Genomic DNA, 16465 nt, shown 5'->3' with positions numbered 1-16465 from the left:
CTATCGAGCCGGTCGAGGGCCCGGATCAGGGCCGGCGGGTCGCTCAGCCAGGCGCTCGGCGATGGCCCGGAGCTGGGCGCGCTGCTCGCCGTCGAGGAGGCGGAAGGCGGTCTGGTGATCGAGGGACGCGGTGTCGTCACGGAGCTTTCCGTCCCCCTTGCCGTCGAGATCCCAGGCCTGGCGTTCGAGGGCGATCCACAGCCGCGCCGCGGCGGCGAGATCGCGCAGGGCCGCAACCCGCTTCTGCAGCGCCGCGGCGCGGGCGAGCCCGCTCTCCTCCGGGGCGTTCTCCGGCCCGGCCTCCTCGGCGATCGCCGCCCGGAGGTCGTCGAGAAGCCGCAGGGTCAAGGCGGCACCCTGGGCCACCACAATGCGGTGGCCGCCGAGCACGCCGCCGGGACGGGCTACGTCCGGGGAACCGTTGCCCGGGAGAACGACCGTCGGGGCGTCCCACCCCCCCGCCCGTGCCCGTCGCCGGAGCGTCTCCGGGTTGAGGCCGAACTGCCGCGCGATGGCGGGCCCGCTCTCCGGCGCCGCCCGGTAGGCTGCCGCGACGCCCGTCCAGTCGACGACGCACCGGGCCGCGGGCTTGGCCGGATGGTTCGCGGTCGAGGGCTTTCGTGTCGATGCCGGTTGCGCCGCCGTCCGTTCCCGCGACGTCTCTGCTGGTGGCGTCCCTGCTCGTGGCATCTTGGCCATGTCGCCTCGTCGGAAGGTGGGAGGCGCGGCGCGGAACCGCCGGCCCTCAGGCCGGCGGGCACGAGCCGCTCTTCGCCTCGGTGATGCCGTGGGCCGGGTCCGGGGACACATCCCCGCATCGGCGGGGCAGTCGAGCAGCCACCTCCCCCGAGGGGCAGGCCGCAGACCCGGATAACCTGAAACCCTTGTACCCGCGTCGCCGATGTTCGTCAAATGTTCTTTTCGAGGGCTGCGATTTATGGCTGGGCTTGGCCTGCGCCGCTCGCGCCATCGCCCGCAAGCAAAGATGTTGCGTGCTCATGTCGATGCATTTTATTGATTGATATGCAAGATGCGATTTTTTTATTATTCAATCGCATTGATCATATTTTATATCAGTTCATTGCAAATATATTCATGCCCGCCGCCTTGCCGGTGACCTTTGTTGTCGAGTGGTGCTGGGTTGAAGAAGGCCCGTCGTGGTCGCAGGTATCTGCCGCCTGTCATTGACGGCCCGGTTGCGCGCGTGGCTTTGGCGGCGGCTCCAATGGTTGGGACCGTCCCTCTGCAGCGGGCCTTAAGTGTCTCTCACAAAACTCCCGATCACCGCCTCGGCTTGCTGTGGCAGCGACATTGCGGCGGGATTTTGTGAGGTGCACTAAGTCCGACGCCCCCGCGCTACTCGATCAGGTTGCGCAGATGTCCGGCTCGCGTTGATCCAAGAACACCTTGATCCAAGAACATCTTGATCCAGGACCGCCTGACTCGAGGCCGGGGACGGACAGACTCGAACGTGTCTCAAACATCGATATGGTGATTCGATCTCCATGAGTTATGGGAGATCGAGGACATAATGAAGAGCTTCATGCGCCCGGCTACATCGATGCCGGCCGGCCCTCTAAACGAGAATCGCCGGAGCACGGAGGCTCCGGCGTCGATCGCTAGCCGACGGGCCGTCGGGCAAACGGGGTGTCGGTCCTCCCTCAGCAGCTCAGCTTGCGACCCTCGCGGAAGCCGTGGACCCGGAAGTGCTTGTAGCCCGACTCCATCTTGCCGGCGAGCACGGCGCGGGCGACGTCCGGGTTGCAGCGCAAATACTCACGCTCGTTGAAGGCGGCGGCCCCATTGTCCCGTGACCCGCGGTCCCGGTCACGTGCGCCATAATCCCGGTCTCGGTCGCGATAGCCGTAGTCGCGATTGCGGTAGTCGTCCCGCCGGCCGTAATCGTCGCGGCGATCCCGATAGTCGCGGTCGCGATAATCGCTGTCTCGGCTGCGGTATTCGCGATCCCGGTAGTCGCGGTCGCGATAGCCGTAGTCGGGCCCCCAGGACTGGGCCGAGGCGGTCCCCACCGCGCCGATCAGGCCCAATCCGATGACCGCCATCACCCCAAGCGTCCTCATCGTCTCCGATCCTCCTTCGCACGGCGCATCGCCGCCGCTGCGGAAGCTAGAGCATCGAGGCCCGATGGGGATAGCGCCGTGGTGTCTCGGATGGAGTCGACGCAGAGCGCGCGCCGGCTCGGTGCGCCAGCGGCCGATGGCGCGCGGGCGGCACGGATGGACAAAGCTGACGCCCCCGACGGCGTGGCCGTAAAGGTCTCCACCCCTGAGGCGCGGGCCAAGTGCCTCCCGCCGCGGGTGCATCGAAGGCGGCCTTGGGCACGCGATCTCCGCCTGACACGCTACCGGGAGCAGAACCCAGCGGCGATGGAGGACGGCATCAGCATCGCCGGCCGCCGCAGGCTCATACGGTTCGATGAACCGGACGAATCTGGCAGGGTGGTCTGTCGCACATGCAGTACCGGTGCCCCGATAGGAGGGAGGTCTTGCTTGGGTCCGGTCAGAAATCCACCGAGGCCGACAGCAGGAACGTCCGCGGCGCGCCCTGGCTCAGGATGCCGCGCCCGGTCGAGGCCCAGTAGTTGGTGCCGGTGACGTTGGCGACGGTGGCCCGCAGGGTCAGCGGCCGCTCCTGGAACGTCGTGGCATAGCGCAGCCCCACGTCCAGGGTCGCCCAGTCGGGGATCTTCTGGCTGTTGGCGAGGTCGTAGTACTGCGCCGAGGTGTAGATCACGCGGCCTGTCAGGGTCAGGCCGGGGACGAGGCTCGGCGGCAGGTCGTATTCGCCGTAGAGGTTGAGCTGCACGTCCGGTACGCCGACCGCGGTCCGCCCGACGTTGCGGGGATCCTGCGCACGCACCTGCACCCCGTCGAGGAGGGTGATGCCGCCGAGGAGCCGCACGCCCGGCACCGGCTCGCCGAACACGGTCAGCTCGACGCCGCTGTTGCGCTGGCGGCCGTCGACGGAGAAGACCAGGGTGCGCGAATCGAGGAAGCCGGAGGGCTGCTCGATCTCGAAGGCCGCGAAGCCGACCCCGACCGTGCCGAAATCGTACTTCGCGCCGACCTCGGTCTGGCGCGAGACGAAGGCCGGGAAGGCCGCGGTGGCGTTGACGGCGTTCACCGGCGCGGCGGGCGAGGTCAGGCCCTCGATGTAATTGGCGTAGAGCGACAGCCTCTCCCACGGCTTCACCACGAGGCCGACGCCCGGCGAGAAGGCGCCGCTCTCGCTCGCCCCCGTCCGGTACCCGGTGGTCGCGCTGTAGGAATTGACGTCGAGGCTCTGCCAGCGGCCGCCGAGCGTGAGGAGCACCCGGTCGTCGAGGATCGACAGCGTGTCGGCGATGGCGATGCTGCGGTTGATCCGGCTCGAGGTGCGCGGCGTCGCGTTCGACAGCCCGAAGGTCGAGCGCGGGGCGACGTAGGTCGGGTCGTAGAGGTTCGAGGTGATCGTCGATCCGACGGTCTGGGCCGGGGGCTGGGCGAGGTCCTGCCAGAACCCGACCGCGGCGAGGCCGAAGCTGTGCTTGACCGGGCCGGTCTCGACCGTGCCGCGCAGGCCCGCCTCCGCGGTCTGGTTGACGATGTGGAACGGCAGGTAGCTGATGGGATCGCGGTAGTCGCCCCGTGCATTGAAGATCGTCAGCACGCCGCCGAAGTATTCCTGACGGAAGTTCGACACGCCGTAGGCGCCGTAGAGCGTCAGGTCCGGGGTCAGGTCGTACTCGATCCGGGTGGCGAGCTGCTGGTTGGCGCTGTCGCGGTATTCCCAGGGCTGGTGCTGGTTGAGCGTCAGGTCGGGCGCGCGCGGGATCCGTACGCCCGCCGCCACGCTCCGGTTGCGCAGCGGCGAGGTGAAGTCGAGCTCCTGGTAGCCGAGGTCGAGGCTCGCCCGCAGCCGCTCGCCGCGATAGTCGAGGGCGAGCGCGGCGGTGCCGAAATGGACGCTCTGGTTGTCGATCGGCGTCGCGCCGTTGTTGAAAGCGCCGTTGAAGCGCACGCCCCATTCCTTGTCGTCGCCGAAGCGGCGGCTGACGTCGATCGCCTTGTAGATCGTCGCATTGGAGGCGTAGCCGATCGTCGCGCGGGTCAGCGGCTCGTCGAGGGCCCGCTTCGGGATCAGGTTGATGCTGCCGCCGATATTGCCGAAGGGCGGCACACCCGAGAGCAGGGTCGAGGGGCCGCGCAGCACCTCGACGCGCTCGATCGGCTCGATCGCCGGGTTGAACGCGTCGGCGACGCCGTAGAGCCCGTTGAACGCCATGTCCTGGGCGAAGACCGGGAAACCGCGGATGAAGAAGCCGAGGATCCCCGAGAAGGCCGGCACGTTGGTGCGGATCGACGGGTCGTTGTTGACCACGTCCTGGACGCTGCGGGCCTGCTGGTCGCGGATCAGCTTCTCGGTATAGCTCGTCGCGCTGAACGGCTGGTCGAAGACGTTGCGGTTGCCGAGGAAGCCGAGGCGCGAGCCGGAGCCGACGGCACCGCCCGCATAGGCCGGAGGCGGCGGCCCGACCACGCCGGTCGGCGGAGCCGGCCGGGCCGCGGGCGTGCCGCCGCCGCCGCCCGCCACGGTGATCTCGTCGAGGCGGATCTCGCCCTCGGCGAGCGCGCCCTGCACGAGGCACGGCAGCACCAGCGTGGCCAGGCCGAGACCGGCTTCGAGGCGGCGGTTCCTGGGACGGGGGCGTCGGGCGTACCGCATGCGATGACGATCCAGCAGAGAGTGGTCTGAGCGCCGGCGCGCCGCCGGGTCGTTTTTTCTATTCGGTGTCTCGACGCGGCACGCAACGGTTTCGCGATCGATCTTTGCGGTTATCCGCATGATTGTGGCCGTTCGGGCACAAAATTTAAAATATAATATCTCTAAACTACGGGCTCATTCAGAACATCGGTCTTATGAATGCTGCCGGGATCCGGCGCGACATCGATCCGACTCCTGCGGCATCGTGACCGATCCGGCGATGCGGACGGACAGCACCGGTGCCGCCGAGAGCCGGCCGTGCATCGCAATCCCCTGTTCTCCCTCGAAAAATCCCGCTCCCTCGAATTTGTCGAACTCCGATACGGTCGCTCTCTCGCGACAATCGCGATCTGGAATAATAACAGCTTGCGAATACTGCGAACAAAATCGTTTGAATGCTGCGCCATCATGGCTATCTACGCCGCACATCGGACCGGCATCTCACGAAGACGGGTAAACATCCTGTCTCGTCTGCCGAGATCATGGCCGATGTCGAACGAACGCCAGACGGGGAGTTGTCCATGAAGCCGGCGCTTGAAATCCGTGTCGGAGACACGCCGCTCGTCATTCTCGACAGGTTGTTCCCGCCGGATATCGTCCCGGTCTTCGCCAAGCTCGAGATGCTGAACGTCGGCGGCAGCGTGAAGGACCGCACCGCCCACTACATGGTCTCGCAGGCGCTGGCCGCCGGCCGGGTGACGGCGGACAGCCACCTCGTCGAGAGCTCGTCAGGCAATCTCGCCATCGCGCTCGCGATGATCGCGCAGCGCGTCGGCATCCCGTTCACCGCGGTCGTCGACCCGAACATCGCGCCGACCAATTGCCGCCTGATCGAGGCCTTCGGCGGCCGGGTCGACATGGTGCGGGAGAAGGACGAGGGCGGCGGTTACCTCCACACCCGGGTGCGGCGGGTGGCGGAGCTCTCGCGCACCATACCGGGGGCGGTCTGGCTCAACCAATACGCCAATCCCGACAACTGGCGGGCGCATTACCACGGCATCGGCGCCGAGATCGTGCGCGAGATGCCGGCGGAGCCGACCCACCTCGTCGCCGCGGTCTCGACCTGCGGCACCCTGATGGGGATGGCGCGCCGCCTGCGCGAGCGCTGGCCTCGGATCGAGGTCGTCGCCGTCGACCTCGACGGCTCGGTCATCTTCGGCGGGCCGGGCGGACGGCGCGACATCCCGGGCATCGGGGCGAGCCGGGTGCCCGAGCAGCTCTCGCTGCCCGAGGTCGACGCTGTCATCCACGCCACCGACTGGGAATCGACCCTCGGCTGCCGGGCGCTGGTGGCGCGCCAGGGCATCCTGGCCGGCGGCTCCTCGGGCACGGTCGTCGCGGCGATCCAGAAGCTGATCCCGCATCTCGGCCGCGGCGCGCGGATCGTCACGCTGCTGCCCGATCGCGGCGAGCGCTACCTCGACACGGTCTACGACCCGAGCTGGCCGGCGGCGGACCGGCGCCTGACGAGGCCGTTCGAGGCTTCCTACCGCCGGATCGCGACCCGCTCCGCAGCCTGAGCCGCCCGCGACGCCCCCATCACATACCGACAAGGACCGTCACCATGGCTTCGACCAGCCTGCGCTACCTCTCGCGCTCCGACATCGTCGAGATCGGGGGCGACCGCTCCGAACTCTACATGGCGGCGATCGAGGAGGGCTTTCGCCTCCACGCCGCGCGCGACTTCGTCCAGCCGCTGAAGCCCTACCTGCGCAGCCCGCGCGCCACCCACATCGCCGACCGCATCATCGCGATGCCGGCCTGGATCGGCGGCGACCGGCCGGTCGCCGGCCTCAAGTGGATCGGCTCGAAGCACGACAATCCCTCCGCGCGCGGCCTCGATCGCGCCAGCGCGGTGATCGTCCTCAACGATCCCGAGACCAACCACCCGGTCGCCGTCATGGAGGCGGCGCTCATCAGCGCCATGCGTACCGCCGCGGTCACCGGTCTCGCCGTGCGCCACCTCGCCCGGGCGGGCTTCTCGGAGGCCGCGCTGATCGGCTGCGGTCCGATCGCGGCCCGGCAGGCCCAGACGCTCGCCGAGCAGTTTCCGACGCTCGATTCGGTCCGCTTGTTCGACCTGCGCCCCGAGGCTGCCGAGGACCTGGCGGCCCGACTGCGCGACCGCTTCCCGCGGCTGCGCACAATCATCGCCCCGAGTGCCGAGGCGGCAGTGCGCGACTGCCCGGTCGTCGTCACCTGCACCGTCACCGACACCCCCTACCTGCCCTATCGCTGGCTCAGCCCGGGCACGCTGCTCGCCAACGTCTCGATCATGGATGTCGAGCGCGAGGTGTTCCTGAAGGCCGACAAGGTCGTGGTCGACGACTGGGACCAGTGCAATCGCGAGAAGAAGATCATCAACCTCCTGGTCGAGGCCGGCGAATTCTCCCGCGACAAGCTCCACGCCGAGCTCGGCGAGATCGTGGTCGGGCGCAGGCCGGGCCGCGAGAGCGACGACGAGATCATCCTGCTCAACCCGATGGGGATGGCGATCGACGACATCGCCTGCGCCCGCGCGGTCCTGCGCCGCGCCGAGGAGGCGGGGGCCGGCACCGTGCTGCCGCTGTTCTGAGGGAGCGCCTCGATGAACGCCGTGCCGTCGATCCCCGCCCCTTCCCGGTACATCGCCCGGGATCGCCCCCGCGCGCCCGCGCCGCATGGCGCCGCCCGGGAGATCCTGTCCGAACTCTTCGACGCGCTCTGGATCGAGGACGTCGCGAGCCTGCGCAGCCGCGGAATCCTCGGGGCCCCGAGCGAGGACGGGACCCACGACTACGCCCTGGCCCTCGGGCCGGGCCACTTGCGGGCCCGGGTGCGGCCGGACGAATGGCGCGACGGCGTGCGGCTCGCCGGCGGCACCCGGTTCGAGACCGCCCGCGGGACACGGGAGCTCGACGCGGCGGGGCTGCTCGCGCTCGCGCTCGATGCGCTGCCCGACCTCCCGCCCGCCATCCGCCAGCGGACCCTCGCGGCGATGGACGGCGTCCTCGACGCGCTGCCCGACCGCGAGGCCGCGACCGACCCTCTGGTGGCGCAGGCGCTGTCGGGCGATGCGGTGGCCGCGCCGCTCGCCTGGGAGCGCCTCGCGGCCTGGCGCGACCGGCCGTTCCATCCGCTCGCCCGCGCCCGCGGCGGCTTCGACAGGGCCGAGAGCCTCGCCTACGGCGCCGAGGCCGGGCGCTACTTCGCCCTGTCCTGGTGCGCGCTCGCCCGCGACCGCCTGGACCGCTCGCCCGGCGCGGCGCCGCTGGATCCCGCCGCCTGGCTCCTCGATCCGTCGCAACGGGCGCTGCTCGCGCAGGAGATGGAGGCGTGCGGCCTCGACGGCTCGCACGTCGCCCTGCCGCTCCATCCCTGGCAGGCCGCGCACGTTCTCCCCGAGCGCTTCGCCCCCGAGATCCGGGGCGGGCGCCTCGTGCCCCTCGATTTTCGCGGGCCGCTCGTCGCCGCGACCTCGTCGTTGCGCACCGTGGCGCTGCCGACGCGGCCGGGGCTCCACCTCAAGCTGCCCCTCGACGTGCGGACCCTCGGGGTGCGCCGCCTGCTGCCGCCGCAATCGCTGCATAACGGCCTGCACGGCGCGGCGCTCCTCGCCGCCGGGATCGCCCGCGACCCGGAACTCGCCCGCACGGTCCTGATCGCCGACGAAACCGCGTTCTGGCACTTCGCGGAGGCCGACGGCGACCTCTACGCGGAGCGTCCCGGCCTTCTCGGCTGCGCCTTGCGCCGCTTGCCCGTAGCCCCGGCGGTACCGCTCGCAAGCCTCGCGGTCGCGCCGCGCGGCGGCGTGCCGCCGGCCCTGCAGGCGGTCGCCGGGGACGCACCCGATCTCTCGGTCCTGTTCACGGACATCGCCGGCCTCGTCCTCGGCACGGCCCTGCGGTGCGCCTGCCTCGGCTTCGTGCCGGAGCTTCACGGCCAGAACGCCCTCGTGGCCTTCGAGTCCGGACGGCCCCGCCGCCTGATCCTGCGCGACCACGACACCGTGCGCACCGCCCCCGACTGGCTCGCCGGCGTCGGCCTGCCGGTCCCGGCCTATCTGGTCACCGATCCGCTCCGCAATTCCCTGCTGCTGCGCCAGCCGGAGGACCTGATCGCCTACGCCCAGACCCTGGCGCTCGACGTGGCGCTCCGGGCGGTGGCCGAGACCTTCGCGGCGGCGGGCCGCGGCTTCACCCTGGCGCAGGCGCGCCAGATCCTGATCGCCACGGTCGAGGCCGCGCTCGACGGGGTGGAGGCTCCGGCGCCTCGCAAGGCGCTCGTCGCGTCCTGCCTCGTCGCCCGCCCGGACGCGCCGTTCAAGGAGGTGCTGGCGCCGCTGCTCGCCGCGCCGGCGCTGACCACCTCGATGCCGAGCCGGCTCGGCCGGGCGCCGAACCCGCTCGCCACCGGGGTGGGCCGGTGACGGCGGGGGCGGGCCGGCCCGCCATCGGCCGCGCCGGGCTCGCCGTCCTGGTGCTGCTCCAGCTCGCGGTGACGGCGGCTCCGCTCGCGCTGCTGCCGGTGCTCGGGCTCCAGGTCGCCCGGATGGAAGCCGCCCGGATGGGCGCGACCCCGGCCTTCTGGACCGCATTGGTTCTGGCCGCGCCGGCCGTCACCACCCTGGCGATGACGCCGGCCTGGACGGTCCTGGCGCGGCGCCTGTCGCTCTCCTCCCTGGTCGTCTGGACCGGCCTCCTGTCGGCGGCGAGCTGCGGGCTGATCGCGCTCGCGACCGATCCGCTGCTCCTCGTGGTCGGCCGTCTCGTCCAGGGTCTCGCCGGCGGCGGCGTCGTGCTGGCCCTCGCCTTCCGGGCGACGGGCGGCAGCGCGGGGCGCGGCTTCACGCTGATGCAGCAGGCGGTCTCGGCCGGTTGCCTCCTCGGCCCGCTCGCCGGCGGGCTCGCCTTCGAACGCGGCGGGATCGGCGGGCTGATGCTCGCCTGCGCCGGGCTGATCCTCGTCCTGACCCTGGCGGCGGCCCGCGCCGCGCGGGGGCTTGCGGCCGAGCCGGAGGCCCCCCGCGCGCGCGCCGACACCTGCGATTCCCCGACGCTCCTGCCCCTGCTGCTCGCCGGGACCTGCGGCAGCGCCGGCGCCTTCGCGTTCGTCGCCTTCTTCCCGACCTGGGCGAGCGCGCACGATGCCGGCCTCTACACCCCCGGCCTGATCGGTCTCCTGCACAGCCTGAGCTGGGCCGTCGCCCTCCTGATCCTGCCGCTCTGGGCGCGGGGTCTCGACGGCGCCGCGCCGGTCCTCGGGCTTGGCCTGTCGCTCGTCGGCTGCGGCCTCGCCTATGCGGGCGTCCCGCTCGGCCTCGGGCTCGGCGGCATCGTCGCCCTGCGCCTTCTCCAGGGGGCGGTGTTCGCCGGGCAGGCGCCCGCCCTGTTCGCGGCAGCGGAGAAGGCGGGGCCGAGCCGCACCACCGCCCTCGCCCGGGCCCGGGCCGGGCTCACCGTCGGCCAGCTCCTCGGTCCGGTCGCGGCGGGCCTCGCCCTCGCGCCCCTCGGCCCGTCGGGCCCGCTCCTCGTGGCGGCGGGGCTGTCGCTCGCCGGCGCCCTCGCCCTCGTTCCCGTCCTTCTCGCCCCTCACCCCGTTGCCCGGAGCCGCGCCCCATGATGCCCTCACCCCTCGCCCGGCCGGCCCCGGAGGCCGTCGATGCCGTCCAGGCCGGCCTCGCCGTCGAGCGCCTGATCAACACCTGGCTGCGCGAGCGCAGCCCCGACCTCGTGCCCCCGGAGGGCGAGACCTGCACGATCCCCCTCGGCGACGCGACGCTGCTGGCACCCTGCCGGCGCGCCTCGCCCGGCGGGTTCCACGCCTGGGGGCCGTGCCGGCTGCGGCTGCCCGACGGCCGCGTCGTCGACCTCGACGGTCCCGCCGACCTCGCCCGGCGGATGATCGACGCCGCCGTGCCGGAGGCGACGCCGGTGCGGGAGGCGATGAAGCGCCGCCTCCTCGACGGCCTGCGCCGCTCGCGCGACCATGCCCGGGCCTGCGCCGCCCGGCCCTTCGCGCCGACGCCGACCGGGCTCGAGCAGGGCCTCTGGCACGGCCACCCGTTCCATCCCCTCGCCAAGAGCGTCGACGGCTTCTCCGAGATGGATTCGGACCTCTACGCCCCGGAGCGGGCGGCCTCGTTCCGCCTGCGCTGGCTCGTGGCCGATCCCGCCCTCGCCGCGACCCTGTGGCGCGAGCCCGAGGCCGAGGCGCGGATCGGCGCGGCGCTCGCGCGCCTGTCGGGGCTGTCGCGGGAGACGATGGCGGGCCGGGTCGTGATCCCGAGCCATCCCTGGCAGGCCGCCCGGCTCGAAGCCGATCCGGCGATCCGGGCCCTCGTGGCGCAGGGCCGCCTCGCGATCACCCCGCCCTCCGGCACGCCGGTCACGCCGACCTCCTCCGTGCGCACGGTGTTTTCCGCCACCGAGAACCTGTTTCTCAAGCTGCCGATCGCGGCCCGCATCACCAACTTCCCCCGCACCAACAGCCGCGAGCACCTCGCCCGCAGCCTGTCCGCCGCCCGCGCGCTCGCGGCCCTGCCCGAGACGGTGGCGGCCTGCGGCCTCGACATCCTCGGCGAGCCCGGAGCCCTCGCCCTCGCCGATCCCGCGCTCGAGGCGGTCACGGGCGCCCTGGTACGGGAGGGCCCGGCGGGCCCGGCCCTGGTGGTGGCGGGGCTCCTCGAGCCTTCGCCCCGCAACGGCCGCCCGGTCCTCGCCGCGATCGGGGCGTCGCTCGCCACGGCCGAGGACGCCGCGGCGTGGCTGCGCGCCTATGCCCGCGCGGCGATCCTGCCGCCGTTGCGCCTGTTCGCCCGCACCGGCATCAGCCTCGAGGCGCACGCCCAGAACAGCCTGCTCGTCCTCGACGGCGGCCTGCCGGCCCGCCTGGTGGTGCGCGACCTCGAAGGTGCGAGCATCGACGGCGCGCGTCTCCGCCGCCGCGTACCCGACCTCGCCCTCGACCCGGCCGTCCTCTACGGCGCCGAGGAGGCCTGGCGGCGCCTGCTCTACTACCTCGTCGTCAACCAGGTCGCCCATGTGGTCGCGACGGTGGCCCGGGCCGCCGACCTCGCCGAGGCGCCGCTCTGGCAGGTCGTCGCGCACAGCCTCGCGGCCTGCGACGAGGACGCCGCGACGACGGCCCTCATCGAGCGGCTCCTCGCCGCCCCGACGCTCCCGGCCAAGGCCAACCTCGCGAGCTGCCTCGCCGGCCGGGGCGAGCGCCCCGACTACGTCGCCCTCGCCAACCCGCTGAGAGCCGCCCGCGCGCAAAGCGAGGCGCAGGCCTGGCACGAGGCCGGCACCCGGGTCACCGGGCAGCTCCTCGGCGCCCTCCTGCACGAGGACCTGCTGCCCGCTTGCGTGGCCACCCTGTCCGGGCCGGACGCGGACCTGTCGATCACCATCATCCCGTCGCACGGCCGGACGCGCTACCGCGCGCGGGGCCGGCGCATGCGGGGATACGAGCGCGTCCTGATCATCCCCGGCAGCCTCGCGGCGGAGACCGATCCGGCCTCCCCCGCCGGGTCCATCCCCGACGCCCCGTCGGTTCACGACGCTTCGGCCTTCCTCGCCGACCTGCTGCCGGACCTGCCCGGCACGGGCGCCGACCACGCCCGCTTCGCCGAGGAACTGGCGCGCACGCAGGCAAACCACGCCGCGAGCCTCCTCCAGGGCGCCGGCACGGCCCTCGCCGGCCTCTCCTACGAGGCCCTGGAGGGTGCGCTGCCGGACGGGCACCGCTACCATCCCTGCTTCAAGTCCCGGATCGGCTTCACCCCGCGGGACAACCGCGCCTTCGGGCCGGAATTCGGGCGGCCCCTGCGCCCGGTCTGGATCGCCGTCCACCGGTCGCTCGCGGTCGCCGGCTCCCTGGCCGAGGCCGGCGGGCAGGACGACGCGCTGCTGGCCCAGAGCCTCGGTCCGGAGATCCTGGCGGAGTTCCGGGGCCGGCTCGACGGGCGGGCGGACGAGTTCGTGCTCCTCCCGGTCCATCCCTGGCAGTGGCGCCAGGTCGGCGAGGCCGCGACCGAGGCCGAAGAGCGGGCCGGCCGCGTGGTGGTGCTCGGCGAAAGCCCCCACCTCTACGGCGCGCAGCAATCGATCCGCACGCTCGCCGACCGCACGGCGCCGGGCGCGCCTTCGCTGAAGCTCGCGCTCTCGATCCGCAACACCTCGACGGCGCGCACCCTCGCCCCCCACACGGTGCTCAACGCCCCGATCGTCAGCGGCTGGCTCGCGGAGATCGCGGCCGAAAACCCCTACCTGCGCGACAGCGGCGTGGTGCTCCTCGCCGAGCGGATGGGCGTCGCGGTCACCGCGCTCCCGCCTCACGACCGGGACGGCACGACGCGGGGCGCGCTCTCGGCGATCTGGCGCGATCCCCTGACGCCGCACCTGCGCGACGGGGAGGCGGCGGTGCCGTTCACGGCGCTCACCCACCACGACCGGGGCGCGCCGTTCATCGCCGGCTGGATCGCCCGGCACGGGATCGAGCCGTGGCTCGACCGGCTGCTCGCCGTCGCGATGCTGCCGGTGGTGCACCTCCTCCTGGCCGAGGGCATCGCGGTCGAGAGCCACCAGCAGAACATGGCGCTCCTCCACCGCGACGGCTGGCCGGCCCGCGTCGCCCTCAAGGACTTCCACGACGGGGTCCGGTTCATCCCCGACCACGTCGCCCGGCGTCCGCCGCTGACCCCGACGCCGCCCGAGCACGCCCGCGTCAACGCCAATTCCTACGTCGAGGCCCGGGACGTCGAGGACGTGCGCGACTTCATGGTCGACGCCCTGTTCGGCGTGAATTTCGCCGAGCTCGGCTACGGCCTCGACCTCTGGTTCGGCTATCCCGAGGCGCGGTTCTGGGAGCGGGTCGTCGCGGCTCTGGCCGGGCATTGCACGGCCCATCCGGCGGCCCGGGCCGGGGCGCTGCGCTACCGCCTGGCCGCCGACACTCTGGTGGTCGAGGACCTGGCGCGGCGCCGCCTCGATCCCGCCAATGCCAGCGGCCGGCGCCGGCCCAACCCCCTGGCCGGCCTGGGGCCGCTTCTGTGAGCGCGCGCCTTCGCCTGAAGCGCCTCATCGAGGCCGGGCGGACGGCCGGCGGCCTGTTCGTGTCGATTCCCGCGCCCGAGATCGTCGAGATCGCCGCGGTGGCCGGTTTCGACTTCGTGCTCATCGACCTCGAGCACACGCTCGTCGACGGCGCGGACCTGGAACGGATGATCGCGGCGGCCGACCGGGCCGGCCTCAGCGCCCTCGTGCGGGTGCCGGGGGCGGGCTCCGAGCGGATCCTCCAGAGCCTCGATGCGGGGGCGGCCGGCATCGTGGTGCCGCGGGTCTCCTCCCTATCCGAAGCCGCCGAGGCGGTCCGGCGCGCCCGCCACGCCCCCCTGGGGATCCGCGGCCTCAATGCCGGGCGGCTCGGCCGCTACGGCGACGTCGACCTTCCCGCCATGCCGGCCCGCCTCGACGCCGAAACCCTGGTGATCGCGATGATCGAGGATCCAGCGGGCCTCGAGGCGGCCCCGGCCATCGCCCGGCTTAAGGGCGTCGACGGGCTGCTCTTCGGGGCGGCCGACTATTCGCAGGCGATCGGCCTGCCCTGGCAGACCGGCGCCCCGGCCGTCACCGCCGCCGGCTCGGCGGTGGTCCGCGCCTGCCGGGAGGCCGGCATCCATGCCTTCGCCGTCACCCGCACCGAGGCGGACCTGCCGCGCCTGCGCGAGGAGGGCGTGCGCGGCCTCCTCGTCGCCAACGATCGCGGCCTGCTGCGCCGCGCCCTCACCGACGCCGACCGCACCTGGCGCAACCTTCCGGGAGCCTCCCGATGACCCTGTATCGCCCCACGACCGAGACCGTCGCCGCCGTCGCGCGCGCGGACCGGCCGGTTTGCGCCTTCCTGCACGACCTCGACGCCCTGCGGCGCCAGGCCCGAAACCTGACGGCGCCGCTCCCGCCCGGCGCGTCGTTCCTCTACGCCGTCAAGGCCAACAGCGACCCGCACGTCCTGCGCGCGCTGGAGCCCTGCGTGAGCGGCTTCGAGGTCGCCTCCGCCGGCGAGGTGCTGCGGGTGCGCGAGGCGGTCGGGCCGGAGGCCCGCATCGTGATGGGCGGGCCCGCCCGCACCGAGGAGGACATGCGGGTGATCCTCGCCCACGGGGTTGAGCGGCTGCACGTCGAAAGCCTGCACGGGCTGCATCTCGCGAACGCCGCGGCGGCGCGGGCCGGCGTGACCCTGCCGATCCTGCTGCGGGTCAACCTGACCGGGCCGGTCCCGGGCGCGACCCTGACCATGGGGGGCGCCGCCACCCAGTTCGGCATCGAGCAGGGGGCGATCCCCGACGCCATCGCGCTCGCGCGCGACTGCCGGTCCCTGCGCCTCGACGGCTTCCACTTTCACACCGTCTCGAACAACCGCGACGCCATCGGCCATGCCGCCCTCTGCGCCGCCGAGCTCGCCCTCGCCCGCTCCCTCGCCGCGGAGCACGGGGTGGACCTGCGCGTCGTCAATCTCGGCGGCGGCTGGGGCGTGGATTACGCCGACCCCGACTGGCGCTTCGACGTCGCCGCCTTCGCGCAGGCGCTGCGCCCCCATCTCGACGCGGGCGGTCCCGCGCTCCAGTTCGAGTGCGGGCGCATCGTGGCGGCCTACCACGCGGCCTACCTGTGCGAGGTCCTCGACGTGAAGCGCAGCCACGGCCGCGCCTTCGCGCTCCTGCGAGGCGGCACCCACCACTTCCGCCTGCCGAGCTCCTGGGCGCACGACCACCCGTTCAGTATCCTCCCGCGGGAAGCCTGGACCCATCCCTGGACTCGGCCGGAACTGGCCGACACCGCCGTCACCCTGGCGGGCGAATTGTGCACGCCCAAGGACGTGCTCGCCCGCGACGTCCCCGTGCGGCGGATCCGGGTCGGCGACCTCGTTCGCTTCGAGATGGCCGGCGCCTATGGCTGGGACATCTCGCATCACGACTTCCTGCGCCATGCCTATCCGGAGCGGCTGTTTCTCGACCAGGGCCGGGTGGCGCGGGCATGACCATGAGCGAGTTGTCCCTGATCCCGCCGCGCCTGCTGCGCCCGACCGAGGAGACGGTGCGGGGCCGGATCGGCGAGGTGATCGCGCTCATCCTCGCCGAGCAGGCCTGGATCCAGCCGATCTGCGTCGAGCGCGACACCCTCGCGGTGCTCGACGGGCATCATCGCCTCGCCGCCGCGATCCAGCTCGGCCTTTCCCGGGTGCCGGCGCGGCTCTACGACTATGACACGGTGCCCCTCGCGTCCTGGCGGCCCGGGATCGTCCCGACCCGCGGCGAGGTCCTGCGCCGAGCCCTCGCCGGGCACCTCTACCCGCCCAAGACCACCCGACACAGCTTCGCGCCCGAACCGCCCGCTTCCGTGGCGCTGGCTCAGTTGCTCGGAGAATCGGTCGGCGCATCCACGATTCCCGACGGAACCGAACCGTCTCCGGGGCGTCCGATGCTCCTGTTCGACGCCGGAAAACCCCACCCATCGCCCGGTCTGGCCCCGTGTTGACAGTCGAGCCGGCTACCCTTAGACAGCCGCTCACCGACGGGGCGCCGACGAACTGGCCGCCCCGCCGAACCTCCCCAGAGACGAGCGAGCAAGGGCCAGGGCAACCCGGCGCTGCTTTTCGTTTCCGAGAAGGTCGAGATCCGGCTTCGACCGGATCGGCTCTTTGACAAGTTCATCTGAGAAAG

At 72.4% G+C, this 16465-nt stretch carries 12 protein-coding genes; 9 read left to right on the top strand and 3 right to left on the bottom strand.

What is annotated here, in order from left to right:
- On the bottom strand, positions 1–348 hold the full coding sequence (locus V3T34_RS00060) for a hypothetical protein (protein WP_305079551.1): 348 nt from the start codon (positions 346–348) through the stop codon (positions 1–3).
- A 564-nt stretch (positions 349–912) separates the two neighbouring features.
- On the opposite strand from V3T34_RS00060, the gene V3T34_RS00055 reads away from it, so the two are divergent.
- Positions 913–1188, top strand: a complete 276-nt coding sequence (locus V3T34_RS00055; RefSeq protein ID WP_305079550.1) for a hypothetical protein — start codon at positions 913–915, stop codon at positions 1186–1188.
- A gap of 473 nt (positions 1189–1661) precedes the next feature.
- Here the strand turns inward: V3T34_RS00055 and V3T34_RS00050 are convergent, their stop codons facing one another.
- Positions 1662–2081, bottom strand: a complete 420-nt coding sequence (locus V3T34_RS00050) for a hypothetical protein (RefSeq protein ID WP_060848820.1) — start codon at positions 2079–2081, stop codon at positions 1662–1664.
- A 439-nt stretch (positions 2082–2520) separates the two neighbouring features.
- Complete coding sequence (locus V3T34_RS00045) at positions 2521–4725, bottom strand: TonB-dependent receptor (protein WP_305079549.1); 2205 nt, start codon at positions 4723–4725, stop codon at positions 2521–2523.
- A 560-nt stretch (positions 4726–5285) separates the two neighbouring features.
- Between V3T34_RS00045 and sbnA the strand changes: the two genes are divergently transcribed.
- The 8 genes from sbnA to V3T34_RS00005 are packed head-to-tail and all read left to right on the top strand — an operon-like array spanning position 5286 to position 16280.
- Entirely contained in the window at positions 5286–6284 is a 999-nt protein-coding gene (sbnA, locus tag V3T34_RS00040) for a 2,3-diaminopropionate biosynthesis protein SbnA (protein ID WP_331369074.1), read from the top strand.
- 44 nt (positions 6285–6328) lie between these two features.
- Entirely contained in the window at positions 6329–7339 is a 1011-nt protein-coding gene (gene sbnB, locus V3T34_RS00035; protein WP_091891389.1) for a 2,3-diaminopropionate biosynthesis protein SbnB, read from the top strand.
- Positions 7340–7351: 12 nt separating this feature from the next.
- Positions 7352–9172, top strand: a complete 1821-nt coding sequence (locus V3T34_RS00030) for an IucA/IucC family protein (RefSeq protein WP_305079547.1) — start codon at positions 7352–7354, stop codon at positions 9170–9172.
- A complete protein-coding gene (locus V3T34_RS00025) occupies positions 9169–10365 on the top strand; it encodes an MFS transporter (RefSeq protein ID WP_331369073.1) in 1197 nt (398 codons plus the stop codon). Before V3T34_RS00030 ends, V3T34_RS00025 begins: the two co-directional genes overlap by 4 nt.
- Entirely contained in the window at positions 10362–13799 is a 3438-nt protein-coding gene (locus tag V3T34_RS00020; protein ID WP_331369072.1) for an IucA/IucC family protein, read from the top strand. Before V3T34_RS00025 ends, V3T34_RS00020 begins: the two co-directional genes overlap by 4 nt.
- On the top strand, positions 13796–14578 hold the full coding sequence (locus V3T34_RS00015) for an HpcH/HpaI aldolase family protein (RefSeq protein WP_305079544.1): 783 nt from the start codon (positions 13796–13798) through the stop codon (positions 14576–14578). The genes V3T34_RS00020 and V3T34_RS00015 overlap by 4 nt, the downstream gene beginning before the upstream one ends.
- Complete coding sequence (locus V3T34_RS00010) at positions 14575–15783, top strand: type III PLP-dependent enzyme (RefSeq protein ID WP_305079543.1); 1209 nt, start codon at positions 14575–14577, stop codon at positions 15781–15783. The genes V3T34_RS00015 and V3T34_RS00010 overlap by 4 nt, the downstream gene beginning before the upstream one ends.
- A 2-nt stretch (positions 15784–15785) precedes the next feature.
- A complete protein-coding gene (locus V3T34_RS00005) occupies positions 15786–16280 on the top strand; it encodes a ParB N-terminal domain-containing protein (RefSeq protein ID WP_305079542.1) in 495 nt (164 codons plus the stop codon).
- Positions 16281–16465: the final 185 nt, after the last annotated feature.

The sequence above is a fragment of the Methylobacterium ajmalii genome (assembly GCF_036448855.1).
GTDB classification, from domain to species: domain Bacteria; phylum Pseudomonadota; class Alphaproteobacteria; order Rhizobiales; family Beijerinckiaceae; genus Methylobacterium; species Methylobacterium ajmalii.
This window is presented reverse-complemented; position numbering and strand designations above follow the sequence as displayed.